Source organism: Campylobacter sp. RM19073, from assembly GCF_024723495.1.
Lineage (GTDB): Bacteria > Campylobacterota > Campylobacteria > Campylobacterales > Campylobacteraceae > Campylobacter > Campylobacter porcelli.
In genome coordinates, this window is the sequence record NZ_JANQCT010000003.1 from 37069 (window position 1) to 51130 (window position 14062).

15 protein-coding genes are annotated in these 14062 nt (G+C 33.9%); 1 reads left to right on the forward strand and 14 read right to left on the reverse strand.

Annotated features, from left to right (window positions below; translation table 11 throughout):
- Positions 1-56: 56 nt before the first annotated feature.
- From polA to mqnP, 11 genes are read right to left on the reverse strand one after another with little or no spacing between them, the layout of a single operon-like run.
- The gene (polA, locus tag CSUIS19073_RS02120) at positions 57-2681 is read right to left on the reverse strand and encodes a DNA polymerase I (RefSeq protein WP_086242469.1); all 2625 of its coding nucleotides are present in this window, start codon (positions 2679-2681) and stop codon (positions 57-59) included.
- The gene (locus CSUIS19073_RS02125) at positions 2659-2988 is read right to left on the reverse strand and encodes a hypothetical protein (RefSeq protein ID WP_086237389.1); all 330 of its coding nucleotides are present in this window, start codon (positions 2986-2988) and stop codon (positions 2659-2661) included. Before CSUIS19073_RS02125 ends, polA begins: the two co-directional genes overlap by 23 nt.
- The gene (locus tag CSUIS19073_RS02130) at positions 2989-3645 is read right to left on the reverse strand and encodes a 16S rRNA (uracil(1498)-N(3))-methyltransferase (RefSeq protein WP_086237388.1); all 657 of its coding nucleotides are present in this window, start codon (positions 3643-3645) and stop codon (positions 2989-2991) included.
- A complete protein-coding gene (locus tag CSUIS19073_RS02135) occupies positions 3642-4049 on the reverse strand; it encodes a hypothetical protein (RefSeq protein ID WP_086242468.1) in 408 nt (135 codons plus the stop codon). The genes CSUIS19073_RS02130 and CSUIS19073_RS02135 overlap by 4 nt, the downstream gene beginning before the upstream one ends.
- Positions 4046-4225, reverse strand: coding sequence for a hypothetical protein (locus tag CSUIS19073_RS02140; protein ID WP_086237386.1), 180 nt, complete (start codon positions 4223-4225; stop codon positions 4046-4048). The genes CSUIS19073_RS02135 and CSUIS19073_RS02140 overlap by 4 nt, the downstream gene beginning before the upstream one ends.
- Entirely contained in the window at positions 4225-4806 is a 582-nt protein-coding gene (locus tag CSUIS19073_RS02145) for a 6-pyruvoyl trahydropterin synthase family protein (RefSeq protein WP_086242467.1), read from the reverse strand. Before CSUIS19073_RS02145 ends, CSUIS19073_RS02140 begins: the two co-directional genes overlap by 1 nt.
- 3 nt (positions 4807-4809) lie before the next feature.
- Positions 4810-5535 (reverse strand): 7-carboxy-7-deazaguanine synthase QueE, encoded by a 726-nt coding sequence (locus tag CSUIS19073_RS02150; RefSeq protein WP_086242466.1) that lies wholly within the window; start codon positions 5533-5535, stop codon positions 4810-4812.
- A gap of 2 nt (positions 5536-5537) precedes the next feature.
- Positions 5538-6509 (reverse strand): GTP 3',8-cyclase MoaA, encoded by a 972-nt coding sequence (gene moaA, locus CSUIS19073_RS02155; protein WP_086242465.1) that lies wholly within the window; start codon positions 6507-6509, stop codon positions 5538-5540.
- Positions 6509-7033, reverse strand: a complete 525-nt coding sequence (locus CSUIS19073_RS02160) for a DUF6115 domain-containing protein (protein WP_086237382.1) — start codon at positions 7031-7033, stop codon at positions 6509-6511. Before CSUIS19073_RS02160 ends, moaA begins: the two co-directional genes overlap by 1 nt.
- Positions 7023-7529 carry a hypothetical protein gene (locus CSUIS19073_RS02165; protein ID WP_086237381.1) on the reverse strand — a complete coding sequence of 169 codons (507 nt, stop codon included), beginning with the start codon at positions 7527-7529 and terminating at the stop codon, positions 7023-7025. Before CSUIS19073_RS02165 ends, CSUIS19073_RS02160 begins: the two co-directional genes overlap by 11 nt.
- Positions 7523-8392, reverse strand: coding sequence for a menaquinone biosynthesis prenyltransferase MqnP (mqnP, locus tag CSUIS19073_RS02170; RefSeq protein WP_086237380.1), 870 nt, complete (start codon positions 8390-8392; stop codon positions 7523-7525). The genes CSUIS19073_RS02165 and mqnP overlap by 7 nt, the downstream gene beginning before the upstream one ends.
- Positions 8393-8513: 121 nt before the next feature.
- Here mqnP and miaA point away from each other — a divergent pair, with 121 nt between their 5' ends.
- Positions 8514-9395 carry a tRNA (adenosine(37)-N6)-dimethylallyltransferase MiaA gene (miaA, locus tag CSUIS19073_RS02175; protein ID WP_086242464.1) on the forward strand — a complete coding sequence of 294 codons (882 nt, stop codon included), beginning with the start codon at positions 8514-8516 and terminating at the stop codon, positions 9393-9395.
- On the opposite strand, the gene CSUIS19073_RS02180 is transcribed toward miaA, so the two are convergent.
- Genes CSUIS19073_RS02180 through CSUIS19073_RS02190 form a run of 3 tightly spaced genes read right to left on the reverse strand, consistent with a single transcriptional unit; the run spans position 9378 to position 14054 of the window.
- Positions 9378-11753 carry a tetratricopeptide repeat protein gene (locus CSUIS19073_RS02180; protein ID WP_086242463.1) on the reverse strand — a complete coding sequence of 792 codons (2376 nt, stop codon included), beginning with the start codon at positions 11751-11753 and terminating at the stop codon, positions 9378-9380. The genes miaA and CSUIS19073_RS02180 overlap by 18 nt on opposite strands.
- Before the next feature lie 13 nt (positions 11754-11766).
- Positions 11767-12765, reverse strand: coding sequence for a tRNA (adenosine(37)-N6)-threonylcarbamoyltransferase complex transferase subunit TsaD (tsaD, locus tag CSUIS19073_RS02185; protein WP_086242462.1), 999 nt, complete (start codon positions 12763-12765; stop codon positions 11767-11769).
- Positions 12762-14054: a M99 family carboxypeptidase catalytic domain-containing protein gene (locus tag CSUIS19073_RS02190; protein WP_236845296.1), complete on the reverse strand. Its 1293-nt coding sequence runs from the start codon at positions 14052-14054 to the stop codon at positions 12762-12764. Before CSUIS19073_RS02190 ends, tsaD begins: the two co-directional genes overlap by 4 nt.
- Positions 14055-14062: the final 8 nt, after the last annotated feature.

Consider the following 14062-nt stretch of genomic DNA (forward strand, 5'->3'; position numbering starts at 1 on the left):
TAAAAAAATATTAAATTATTACATAAAGTAACCAAAATTTAACTGAATTTGGCAAATTATTTGAGTTCGCCCCAGTTTTTAGCCGCATTATAATTTACCACCAAAGGCACATTTAAGCTAACTACACTACTCATAATATTTGCCACTTTAGCGCTAAATTCATCTACATTTTCATCTTTAACCTCAAAGATTAACTCATCATGAATTTGTAAAAGCAACTTCTCTTCATTTAAAACTTCCATAATTTTTAGCATTGCAAGCTTGATAATATCAGCTGCACTGCCTTGAAATTTAGTATTTACAGCCTCCCTTTCATACATTGCAAGCTGCATAGCCGAAGCACTAGAGAAGTCAAAATACCTTCTTCTGCCAATCAATGTTTGGACAAATCCATCGCTTTTGGCCTGGTCTTTAATGCTTTGTAAATAATCCTTAACACTACTAAAAGCTTCAAAATATCTAGCGATATACTCCTTAGCAGCCTTTTTATCTATACCTAAATCACCGCTTAATTTATTAACCCCCATTCCATAAATCAAGCCAAAATTTATGGATTTTGCGATACTTCGGTTTGTATCATTTAACTCGCCAAATATATTGATTGCTGATTGGGCGTGTATATCCTTGCCACTTTTAAAAGCCGATATTAAGGCACTATCACCACTAAAATGAGCTAAAAGTCTAAGCTCGATTTGAGAGTAATCCAAGCTTAAAAGAGTATATCCATCTGCTGCTTCAAAAACAGATCTAAATAGCTTAGCGTAATTTCCACGAGCGGGGATATTTTGTAAATTTGGATTTTTACTAGCTAGGCGTCCAGTGGCTGTGCCAGTGTGGATAAAACTAGTATAAACCCTGCTATTTTCATCATTTAAGGCTAAATTTAAAATAGGCTCACAATATGTGCTTTGGAGCTTATAAAGCTCTCTGTATTCTAAAATTTTAGCTATAGATGGATGAGCGTCAATAAGCTCTTTAAGCACGCTTTCATCGGTACTATATCCGGTTTTAGTGCTTTTTTTACTTGGGAGTTTTAGCTCATTAAATAGCACTTCGCCAAGTTGCTTTGTGGAGTTGATATTAAATTTCATATCACAAAGCTTATAAATTTCGCTTTTTATCATATCAAGCGTGATCTCATTTTGGTTTATTAAATCCCTTAATTTTGCCCTATTTATGGCTATGCCGTTATCTTCCATATCAAGCAAGGTTAGGATAAATTTAAACTCCACATCATAAGCGATTTTTAGCATATCGCTGCTTAGCTTTTTGCTAAGCGTTTTGTAAAATTTCAAAGTTATCCAAGCATCTTCAGCTGCATATTTTGCCGCACTCTCTAGCTCCACACTAGCAAAATTATCTCCCCTTTTTACCACATTTTCAAATTTAATCGTATCATAATCATAAAGCGTTTTAGCTAAAGTATCCATACCCACACTAGCACTAGGATTATCTAACCACGCCATTATCATCGTATCAGCATAATTTTTTGGCGGATTTAAGTTAAAATTATTTAATATAATTTTAAAATCATATTTTAGATTATGGCCTATCACAAAGGCTGAATAAATCCGCTTTATAGCCCACAAAGCCGCCTTGTGGCTTACCATATTTAGGACGCCTAAATAGCTATGGTTTATAGGGACATAATAGCTCTTTTGCTCATTAAAGCAAAAGCTAAATCCAACTATCTTAGCCTCCCTTGCATTTACGCTAGTTGTCTCAGTGTCAAATGCGATAATGGTATCACCATCAATATTTTGTAAAATTTCCTCAAGCTTACTCTCATCAGTTATCAAAATAGGCTCAAAGCTTAAATTTTTTTGCGTATTATCAATATCAAGAGTGGCTAAAAGCCTATTTAGCGAATACTCTTTTAATATATCTTGGATTTTAATTAGCGGATTATCTGTTGGGAATTTGGCATTTTGTAAATTTGGAGTCTCAAGCCCATCGTATAAGGTGGCTAATTTTTTAGATATAATGGCATTTTCCTTGCCCTCAAATAGCAAATTTTTAGTTCTTTCATTGCGGACTTGGTTTAAATTTTCATATAAATTCTCAATATTACCAAACTCATCTAAGAGCTTTTTAGCCCCCTTATCGCCAATGCCCTTAACCCCTGGGATATTATCAGCACTATCTCCTGTAAGAGCTAAGAAATCACGAATTTGCTCTGGATACACGCCATATTTCTCATAGCAACCATCTCTATCATATAGCTCCTTTTTAGCTGGGCTATATATGCTTACTCTATTATTAATTAGCTGATATAGATCCTTATCATGAGTTACAACTTTGATAAATAGATCTTCTTGTGGGTTATTTTTGATAAAGCTTGCTATTATATCATCAGCCTCATATCCTTCAACCCTTAAGCTACACAATCCCATCTTTTCGATCATATCAATACAGATTGGTAGCTGCTCTTTAAGCTCTTTTGGTGCTTCTGTGCGGTTGGCTTTGTAGTTTGGATCTATATCATTTCTAAAGGTCTTACCACCGCTATCAAGAGCAAAAACTATATAATCACTATGAAATTCCTGCTTTAAATTTGCTATGAAATTAGCAAATCCATGCACCATTCCACTTGGTTTGCCATCTGCGTTTTTTAGCCCACTCATCGCATAATAAAGACGGAAAAAAAATCCAAAAGTATCAATTATTGTCAGAGTCTTCACGCTTTCTCCTAAATTTATCACAAATTTTACAAATTCCAAATCTTTGAGCCATATTTCTAAATCCAATTAGAATAAAAATGCCAATATAAATTCCGCCAAAATCCTCTAAAAATCCAACCACAAGCCCCCAAAATCCAATATCATTAGGTCTTGTAGATAGTAGATAGATACTAAAAATAGTCGCACAAACTAAAAATATCCACTTTTTCCACCTTTGTATATCATAAAAAAACCCGATGATAAAGCCTGGCAAAGCACAGATAATGGCGCGCACTAAACTAATTATTAAGACTATTATAATTTCCATTTATATTAAAAACCTACTTGCAACGCTAATAATAGCGGTATTTGAGCGAAGAATATATGGGGAATTTAATGCGAATTTCATAGTTATTTTCTCCCTTTCACTCTGGCTAAATCCACCCTCAGGCCCTACAAAAAGCATATAATCCATCTTATAATTATCTAAATTTTTCCCACCAAAATCAATCAACGCAATATCTTTTTTATAACCCAAAAGCTCATCAACGCTATGAAAAATTGAAATTTCCATCAAAGAGTTTCTACCGCACTGCTGTGAGCTACTGATTAAAATCCGCTCAAATCGCTCCAAATTTAACTTAATATTTCTTTGAGAAAACTCACAATATACTAAATTCAATCGCCCCACACCCAGCTCATTTAAGCTTGGCAAACTCTTTTCTATCACGCTACTATCGACAACAGCCCAGGCTAGTTCAAATTTATGCTCCATAGGCAAAATAAGAGATTTAAAAATCAGCAAGAGAGTAGCCACATGCCTATCTATAGTAGAAATTTCATAGATATAGCTATAGCCATCTTTTAAATTTCTAATATCAACTCTCTTGCCCTCGCTCAATCTAAGAGCCTTTAAATGGCTAAATCCATCGCCATCAATCTTAAGATTTTCGCTCCCAGCACCCTTGTGATAGATAAATTTCATAGCACAATCCCAATATAAGTTCCAAAGCTGACAATTACTATCTCGCAAACTATTTTAATAGCCATAAATCTCTTAAATTTACCAAATTCCTTGCTTATCCTAACTGCTTTTAATCTCCTAAATCCAATCGCCCCAAGTGGAATGAGCGCTATCCAGCAGATAATCATTATCCAAATTGATAAGCTCATAGAAAAGTGTAAAAATGCCAAATTAAGCATACCTGTAAAAAATATAGACGCCATAAATAGATAGTATGTGGGTAAAAAATACATAAGCCGCTTAATATAGCTAAATTTAGTCGTATCGCCAATAAATACAAGCCCAAAATGAAGCACCAACAGCCCCAAAAGTATCTTGATAAATCCAAGATGCAAGCTAATGCTCATATCATATGTCTCTATCATTCTACCACCGGCATAGGGGGGAAATCACTATCTATACTTGCGTTGCCATCGCTTTTGGCTATTGGGACATCTGGTGGCGGGATCTCTATTGCGTTATTTGAATTCTCTTTTACCTCTTTCTTATCGCAACCATAAAAACTAAAAATTATCAAAGATATTAAAGCCAATCTTCTCACTAGCACTCCTTTGGATTTATAAATTTACTACCATTTTTAAGCTTTTCATAAAAGTCAAAATCACTCCATTCAGCCTTAATCCTATCACTAAAGATTATATCATCTAAATTTATTATCCCCATTTTATGGCTATAAGCATCCTCTTTAAAGCATTGTGCGTAGCCTGTAGCGGTCTCATGAACGATAATGCTATATAGCTCCACGCCTTTTTCGCCATTTTGCATTACGCACTGATTAAGTAATCTATCAATAAGCACAAAAAACACACGGCTAAAATGTTCAGCACTTGGATTATAAGGTAGCTCTATCCAACGCTTAGAGTGCCTTTTCATATCATTTTTATACTGAGTATCATCATTAGCATAAAGCGTGGTAGTATGATCAAAACTATCAATAATCATTCTAATATGCTGCTTCATCAGACCAAAATCATACACCATTCCAGCAGCGTCTAAATAGTCAGATTTAAGCAGTACCTCGCACCTGTAGCTATGGCCGTGGATACTCTCTTTGCACCGCTTGGAGCTGCAAAATCTAACTATATGAGCATTTTCAAAATCATAAATTTTTCTAATTATCATACCCTAAACTCCATCTAAATCATTCCAAATTCTAATATGCAACCTATCGCTATAGTTAAATCCATTTTCTATGGCAAAACTCGCCACACTTTTGGCATTTTGGTTTAATTCATCTTGGTTTTTAGCCAGTGGCATACACCAAACTTCGCCATTTTGAATAGATAAAATATCTTTAATCTCAGCTAAATCCCTAGATGTGCTTACAAATTTATAAAAGCAATCAGCATTATTAAATAGCGATTTTAATGCCTTTTTATTAACCCTTTTGTGTAGTGGCTCACCGCTTATAGATAGCTTTACGCTCACTGCGAAGGTGCATTTTTTATAAATTGGAAATTTAGTAAAATCAATCTCAATCGTGCCATTTGTCTCAAACTGAATGCTAAATCCAACGCTAAAAGCATATTCAAGAAATTTTAGCAGATCTCTATCACTATGGTATAAAAGCGGCTCTCCGCCAGTTATAACGATCAAAGGCTTATGCTTTAGGCTAAAAAGCAGACTACTTAAACGCTCAAAATCAAATTTTTCATAATTAAAATGCGATGATTGCGCTGCTCTAATGGTATCACAACCTAGCAAAATCTCTCCACTCTTAGGCGATATAAGCTTAGAGCCAAAGCCTTGACATTTTAGATTGCAACCACCAAGACGGATAAAAAAGGCGTTTTTACCTTGGAATTTACCCTCTCCTTGAATAGAGTTAAAATACTCGACAACCTCAACCATCTCTAACCACCAGTTTGATAAAATGCCCTACTTGAGATCTCACCTTTGCCATCATTTTCCCATTTATTCTTCTCTGGCTTTGCCTCTAAGACATCTTTTAAAATTTGCTTAGCCTTATCATAATCTCCACTTCTCATAGCCTCTTTTATACTCTTTCCATCTTCATAGTATAAACATGGTATCAAAAGCCCATCAGCACTTAATCTAAGCCTATTACAACTAGCACAAAAATCATGCTTATGCGGATCGATAATGCCAAATTTATACCCATCGCTAGTCTCAAATAGGCTTGATGGGCTATTTGGGCTTTTGGTGATCTCTTTTATGCTATATTTTTTAGATAAAATATCTAAAATATCATCCTTTCTAAGCCCTTTTAAATCACTACTTGCGTGAGTATTTTCCATAAATTCAATATATCTAATTTGTGCGTTTTTACTCTTAGCAAACTCCAAAAGATCTATAATCTCATTATCATTTATCCCTTTAAGCACAACGCTATTTAGCTTTATCCCAAACCCCTCTTTTACAGCCTCATTAATTCCATCTAAAACTTGATTTAAAACATCTTTTCTAGCTATGAAATTTGCCTTTTTCTCATCTAAAGTATCAAGAGAGATATTTAATCTTTTTAATCCAGATTCTCTTAGCACCTTAGCTTTTTGTTTTAGATAGTATCCATTTGTCGTCATTGCTAGATCAAGATCTGGCTTATAATCATTTATCATTTTTACAAATTTCTCTATATCTCTTCTTACTAAAGGCTCTCCGCCAGTTAATCTAATCTTTTTAACTCCATTATCAAGGCAAATTTTAACAAAATCAAACATCTCTTCATAGCTTAAAATATTGCTTCTTCCAATATTATTAAACTCACCATCTTCAGGCATACAATATCTACACTTAAAATTACAAAGCTGGGTTACTGAAATTCGCAAATAATCAATCACTCTGCCAAATTTATCTACTAACATCATATCTCTTTTTTAAATTTCAAAATCATAGTCACCTGCCCCACCCCAAGCTGTAAATCCCTAGCTATGGCCTCTGGAGTCTTACCAGCTCTAAACATCTCAACAACCCTATTTTCATTATTTGCCTCAAAGCTTGGCGGAGTGATCTTGCCTATGCTTTTAGTGCGTTCTTCTAGACTATAAAGTCTCTCTTGTTGCTCATCTTTTATCTCATTTACGGCTTGTTCTATGATATGGACATTTTGTAAGATTGGGGAGATTTTCTGCGTTAATCCTTCGCTGATTTTTAGCTCAATTTGGCTATTTATCTCATTCATATCTATCTCATTTTGTATAATTGGCCCAGCGGTTGGGATCTCTTTTATCTGCCTTTTTAGCTGATAATTCTCCTTAATAAGCCCCTCTATAGCCAACTCAAATTTAGAAAATTTCGCATTTATCTGCTTATCCCTTAGCCAAAAAATTGCCCCAAAAACGCCTAAAAGCAGTATAAAAGCGATGTAAAGTAATATCTCATTGCTCACTATTTTTTGCCTTTCTTATCTCTAATCTATCACTCTCAGCCACAAAGGCATTCCACTCTTTTTCATTCCCTCTTGATACTTTTAAAATTTTTGCACATTTTGGCGTAACGGCTTTAAAATATATCAAAACTTCACGCTTTATAAATAGTGGTAAATTCACTCTAGCGAAGTAAATCACCCCAACTTCTAAACACTCATCATCAAACTCAAATCCCTCATACCCAATCTTGCTTGTTTGGTGGTGAAATTTAAGTGGCTTTGGTGGATTATGCTGATTTTTAATAATATTTGACAATTCATCTACTTTTTTATAAAGCTCCACAAGCAATTTTATTGTAAGCGGATCGCTATTCTCACCTTCTCCACGCACCTTTTCATGGCTAAGCCACTCATCTATACTACTTCTACTTTGGTTAAATTCAGCCTCGTATCCATACTCTTCATCAGGCTCAAAGCTAATCTCAACTCTCCCATTAATTAATCTAAAATCTACCATAAACTCACCAATACAAAAATAAAAAATATTATCCCCAAATAGCCATTAAGAGTAAAAAATGCCCTATCTATCTTACTAAAATCACGCCTAACAATCCTATGCTCAAAGTATAAAATCACCCCACTTACAACCACGCCTAAAAATGCTATAAATCCAAGATTAACACTAATTGCAAATAGCAACCAAAAAAGTATAGTTAAAAAATGAAAAATCCCACAAATAAACATAGAGGCCTTTGCTCCATAAATGCTAGGAATACTAAATAATTCCATCTTTTTATCATACTCCATATCTTGAAGTGAGTATAAAATATCAAATCCAGCCACCCAAAATACAACCCCAAATGAGAGCAAAAGCACCCACAAAGGCACTTCAGCCAACACAGCAATCGCCCCAGCAATCGGCGAAAGTCCAAGGCAAACTCCAAGCATAATATGCGCTAAAGCTGAAAATCTCTTAAAATATGAATAAGCACCAAGAAGTGCTAAAATCACAAAGCTAAGCCAAAAAGCAAGAGAATTGATAAAATACGCCACAATCACAAAAATAAGAGCATTAATCCAGATAAAAATCAATAAATTCCCACTACCAATTCTACCATCTACGCTTGGGCGAGAGGCGCATCTGGGATTATCTTTATCAATATCTCTATCTAGATATCGGTTTGCTGCCATAGCAAAATTCCTAGCACTCACAGCACACAAAAGACCTAAAATCAATAGCTCCCAGCCAAACCATATTGAGTCATTCGCACTTTTAGATGCCACAATCATCGCTACAAATATAAACGGCAAGGCAAAAATAGAGTGCTTAAACACGATTAATTCATTAATATCTTTTAAAATTTGTATAAATTTTGCCATATTTTTCCTTTTAAGGTTTGTATTTTAGCGAAATTTATCTAAATTTTGATTGATAAAATAGTGATTTTAAGCATATTAGGGCATTGGTTTGGATAAAATATCAAAAATTAAAGAGTGTGAAATGTTTTATCAATTTGCCATCATAGGCACCACTGCAAGTGGTAAAAGCGACCTAGCTATCAATGTAGCACAGAGATTAAATGCGGTGATTTTAAGCCTTGATTCTTTATGTTTATACAAAGAGATAGATATAGCAAGTGCTAAGCCTAAAAAAGATGAATTAGAGCTTATAAGGCACTTTGGGATTGATCTTATTAGCCCTGATATGGAGTTTTGCGTGGGGGATTTTATCAATGAGTATAATCACGCTTTAGCCTATGCAAAAAGCCAAAATATCCCACTTATCATAACCGGCGGAAGTGGATTTTATCTCAAATCTATGTTAAGTGGCTTAGCACCAAAAATTGAGCCAATAAAGATTGAGATAAGTGATGATGAAATTTGGGATTTGGCAATGAAAATTGATAGGGAATTTTGTGCTAAATTTAGCAAAAATGATAAATTTAGACTACGCAAATGGTATCAAATTTACGCTCAAACTAGTAATATTCCATCTCAATGGCTACGCCTTAATACTGGTGAGCCAGTTATTAAAAATTTAACTATTTTTGAGCTTGTATGGGATAAATTTGAGTTAATAGAACGCATAAAAATTCGCACCAAAAATATGCTTAAAAATGGCTTAATAGATGAGGCAAAGGATCTATTTAAACGCTATAATAGTGCGTTAAAACCGCTAAATTCCATAGGTCTTAAAGAGACTAAAGAGTATCTTGATGGAAAAATAGATATAGATGAGCTTAGCAATTTAATCACAATCCACACAACGCAATTAGCCAAACGACAAAGAACTTTTAATAAAAGCTTTAACTCTATAAAAATTGATGGTAAAAATTTAAATTTAGATAATTTTTTAGCTCAAATATCAAATTCCATCAACTAATCTTTTTTGCTCATTACATAGGGCTTTCCACTGACTATCTTGAGCGATATTTAAACACTCATTTATATAGGGGGTAGCGGCTTTTGGGTTGTTTTGCGAGATCTCTATTTGCGCAATTGTATGCAAGGCTCTAGCTCTATTTTGTGGTTTTAAATTTCTATTTAAGAGATCTAAAACCATATTTTTAGCCTCTAATAGCTCCGAGTCCGCCACTAAATTATCAATATATATAAAATTTGCCTCTGGGCTAAATGTATCGATATTTAACTTAGTTTGTAGATCCAAAACTTTTTTTGAGTAGTTTTTAGCTAGTTTATTACCCTTATCATTAGCATAAATCATAGCAGCGTCATAAGCTTCAATCAGCATAATATCAATACCCTTATTATCCTCCACAGCCCTTAATGCCAAGGTGGCTTCATCAAATCTATCTAATTTTAAAAGTGAGTAAAATCTATATATTATAGCCTCGCTTGGATCGCTATATGGCACCTTACTAGCAAGCTCTACAGCCTTAAAACTACTATCTATAGCAGCAATAAATTGAGATAGTTTATAATTAATCTTAGTTAAATTATTTAGCCAAACAACTCTATTATTTAAATTTGGATCATTTATATTTTCATTAGCTAAGTTATAGGCTTGCGTGTATCGTTTTGTTCTATAATAGCAGTTAAATAATTTGAATTTATCTACTATTTGATTCTCTATTTCATACTTATCTACTAAACCAACCACATCTAAACAATCCAAATTTTGGTTATATCTATTTGCTAGATTTAAAGCAGAAGTATTCATCATATCAGTAATATCACTTTGATTTAAATCAACTATTAGGCTATTTAAATTTAAAATATCATTATATCTTTTCTCATCAAAGCTAAGCTTTACTTCTGCGATGAGAGCTATTTTGGCTAGTTCTTGTCCTTGGTATTTATCTAATAATTTATTATAATGCGCATGCTTCTCATCGCTACTCATATCTGGCATATCAAAAAATAGACGATCAAGTGCATACTCTATCTCGCTACTAAATTCATTATCTGGGAATTCTTGCTTATACTTTTGTAAATACTCATATGAGCTTACTGGTTCTACTCCACGCACTAGCGTAGTCCCAAGGCGTCTAAGACTAATCTCATAATATCCATCATGAAGATGAGAATCATCAAAAACTACTTTATAAATCTTAGCCGCTGTATCAAATAGATTATTCACCCTTAGCTCATCAGCAACCTCCATACTATAGCCCTTATCGTTTATAATATATTTGGGATTTGCCACTACGACCTTGTCTATATACTGGGCTGCTTCAGAAAATCTTTGTTGCGATAGGTAAATTTTAACTAATTTAAATGATGCCTCACTAGCCACATCAACATCATTTGAGCTATATAAAACATCTTCGTAAAATCTCATTGCGTCATTTAATTTGCCACGAGATACTAGATGATCAGCATAGCCTATTATAGCACGATTTGTCCATGTATCATTGCTGTGTTCGGTCATTAAAATATCTAATATATACTCCGCATCATCAAATAGATCGCTACTAAGATTTGCCATCATATTAATATATAAAATTTCTGGATAATTCCTATCTGAGCCATTAAATCTCATCCAAACCTTAGCTAACTCAATTATATTTGAGTTCATCTTTTGTATAGCTTGATACTGGGTTTCTTCTTTGATTAGCTTATCCATAGAGCGAATTTGGTATAATAAAAACTCCCCTAAAAATATACTATCAGGGTGGGATTTCATAGCTTTTTGACTCTCAAATATCACCTCTTTATAATTTTGCCGTTCATAATTTCTTTTGACTAGGAGATAGATCCCCATATCGCCATTTTCATTATAGGTGATTGGCTCTTTATTTAGATCCAAGGCACCGACGCTTGGGCGAAGTAAATTTGGATATTTGATAGGAAACTCAATCCCATTAATATAACTTGTATCTAGCTCATTTAACTGCTTATTTATATTGATTGTAAAGTGCTTAGAGCGATTAGATTTATTGGCTTTAGAGTTTTGTGAGTCAAAAAGTCTATTATTAGCATTAAATATTCTAGAAGTGATTTTAGGCTCAATTATTACCACAAATCCATCATCTAAAGGATGAAAGCTAATCTTAGCAAATGGCAAATCTTGGTTTTTTAAATTCTGATTTAATTTAGTAAATACCTTACAACTATATATCTTATTCTCTTCGCTATTACGCTCATCACATATCATCTCCTTATCATCTTGAAGATGTATTATATAGTAGGGATTGCCACTATGCTTTCCACTATTAATGCTAAATGTAAAGGCATTTAAACAAGAGCAAAAAAATATGAAAAAAACTAAATATCTCATAACTTTAATTATATCATAAATAAATTGAGCTTAGACTCGAGCGTGGGCTGATTTTTAAATCATTTAAATTTATAAAATTTCCCTTTTGGTATTTTTCTACACCAGCCCTTGCTATCATAACTGCGTTATCGCTACAAAACTCCATAGGAGCAAGGAGCAAACTCATATCAAATTTATCACAAATCTCAAGCAATCTACCTCTTAAATATTTATTTGCACTCGCTCCACCTACAACGCCTAAGCTACTAAATTTTCTTTGATTACAAATCTTACTAAGCTTATCTATTATATGCTCACAAGCAGCCCTTTGAAACCCAAATGCTATATCAGCAAAATCCTTATTGCCATTTATTAAGCTTTTTTCTATCTCTATTCTAACTTGATTTTTCAACCCAGAAAAGCTATATTCCAAACGGCTATCCCCCTTTAATGGAATAGTAAATTTATATCTATCTTTAGTGGATTTTGTAGCTAAATTCTCTATAGCCACCCCACCAGGATAGCCAAGCCCCATCATCTTAGCCACCTTATCAAAGCTCTCGCCAAAACTATCATCGCTAGTTTCTACAAGCACAGCGATATCGCCATTTTCATTGATATCTAAAACCATAGTATGACCACCACTTACTAAAAGCACTCCAAGAGGCAGCCTTACAGGAGAGTTTAAAAATAGCGAGTATATATGACCAACTAGGTGATTTATCTCAATAAGCGGTAGCTTCAAAGCGATGCTTAAAGCCTTCGCCACGCTAACACCGCTAACAAGGCTAACGCTAAGCCCTGGGCTATTTGTTACAGCAATGGCTTTAACATCCTTAAAATATGGCTTAATCTCTTTAATTAAATTTGGTAAAGCAGCAGTATGAAGTCTTGCAGCTAATTCAGGAACCACACCGCCATATTTGCTATGTTCTAACTCTTGGGTTATCTTTTTATGATAAATAAGATCTAAATTCAACCCCATAAGCGCTATAGAGCTATCATCACAGCTACTTTCAATCCCTAATATCACTTAGCAAACTCCACTAAAATCATACCAATAAATTTATCTTTACCATCGCACATTTCATAGAATTCAACCCTATAAATTTGCTCCTTTTTATCCATTGAAAAGCGTGATTTTATCATATCTTTGGTTATTTTAATACCGCTTTCATCTGATATAGTGGTGCCATATCCGATTATATTTGCCCTTACTCCATCTTTTGGCATAATCATAAAACTACTATCGACTACAATTTTTTGACCAAGTTTAACAAATTTAGGCTCATCATCATCAATTCTAATGCCAATCTCATCAATCAAATTTGAGTATTCAAAAAACTCAGGAGTAAATCTAGTGATAATATTATTGCCATAGTGGATATTATAAATACCTTGAGTTTTTGTAAGTGCTACAAGAGCATTATCACAATCAAAATCAAGCTTACCATCGCTAGAAAGCGGGATATATCCTAGCCTAGATTTTGGCAAATAAAATAGAAATTTACCGCACACAAGCACGGATAAATCCTCATCTAAGGCCTTTTTAACTCCTTGTGGGGTTAGCTCAAAATCGCGTTTAAACTCTATCCCAGCTAACTTTAAATACTCCTCAACTGCGATTAAATGATAATATACCCTCTCATTAATTGGCAAGCTCTTACTAGCCTCATTTGCATATGCGGATTTGCCATTTTTTATCGCAAAATATGATAAGCTCTTTAACATCTCTTTATCCCCATCAGAGGTGCGGGTGTTGCGAAGATGATACTTATGCTTAGGGTCTAAAATCTTGCTATTTAATCTATCTACTACTTTATTGGCATTTTGTTCTAAATCGCCATATAACGCACCATCAAGGGTAGATTGATCGATAATAACTATATTTCCCCAGCGATTTGGATTCATCATTTGGTTTATATATTTTGGGCGATAAAATCCACTTCCATCATGTAAATTCACAAGCATACTAATATTTGGTTGTAAGACTAAGGATTTAATCTGCTCTACAACATCTTTTTCTGGATCTTTATCTGAAATTTTATCAAATTTTCTATTCATATCCCCATTTACACCGCGAGATTTTTTCAAAATACTTGGCATATTTAAATTTGGGACTACATATAAAGAGCCAGATATAATCTCATATTTTCTAGCAAGTAAATTCGCTGACATAAAACCACCTGGCTCATCGCCTTGAATTCCGCCAGTTACAAGCACGGTATTATTATCATCAACCCCAAGTTTTATCAAAGAAAACTCGCCATAAGCATAACTAGAAAAGATAAAAATGGTCAAAAATATAGTAAGATTACGCAATACAATTT

Bases quoted from the DNA above. Each gene is read 5' to 3' on its own strand.
- CSUIS19073_RS02125 (WP_086237389.1), bottom strand. From the start codon at position 2,988: ATGGAAATTATAATAGTCTTAATAATTAGTTTAGTGCGCGCCATTATC.
- CSUIS19073_RS02130 (WP_086237388.1), bottom strand. From the start codon at position 3,645: ATGAAATTTATCTATCACAAGGGTGCTGGGAGCGAAAATCTTAAGATT.
- CSUIS19073_RS02135 (WP_086242468.1), bottom strand. From the start codon at position 4,049: ATGATAGAGACATATGATATGAGCATTAGCTTGCATCTTGGATTTATC.
- CSUIS19073_RS02145 (WP_086242467.1), bottom strand. From the start codon at position 4,806: ATGATAATTAGAAAAATTTATGATTTTGAAAATGCTCATATAGTTAGA.
- CSUIS19073_RS02150 (WP_086242466.1), bottom strand. From the start codon at position 5,535: ATGGTTGAGGTTGTCGAGTATTTTAACTCTATTCAAGGAGAGGGTAAA.
- moaA (WP_086242465.1), bottom strand. From the start codon at position 6,509: ATGTTAGTAGATAAATTTGGCAGAGTGATTGATTATTTGCGAATTTCA.
- CSUIS19073_RS02165 (WP_086237381.1), bottom strand. From the start codon at position 7,529: ATGGTAGATTTTAGATTAATTAATGGGAGAGTTGAGATTAGCTTTGAG.
- mqnP (WP_086237380.1), bottom strand. From the start codon at position 8,392: ATGGCAAAATTTATACAAATTTTAAAAGATATTAATGAATTAATCGTG.
- miaA (WP_086242464.1), top strand. From the start codon at position 8,514: ATGTTTTATCAATTTGCCATCATAGGCACCACTGCAAGTGGTAAAAGC.
- CSUIS19073_RS02180 (WP_086242463.1), bottom strand. From the start codon at position 11,753: ATGAGATATTTAGTTTTTTTCATATTTTTTTGCTCTTGTTTAAATGCC.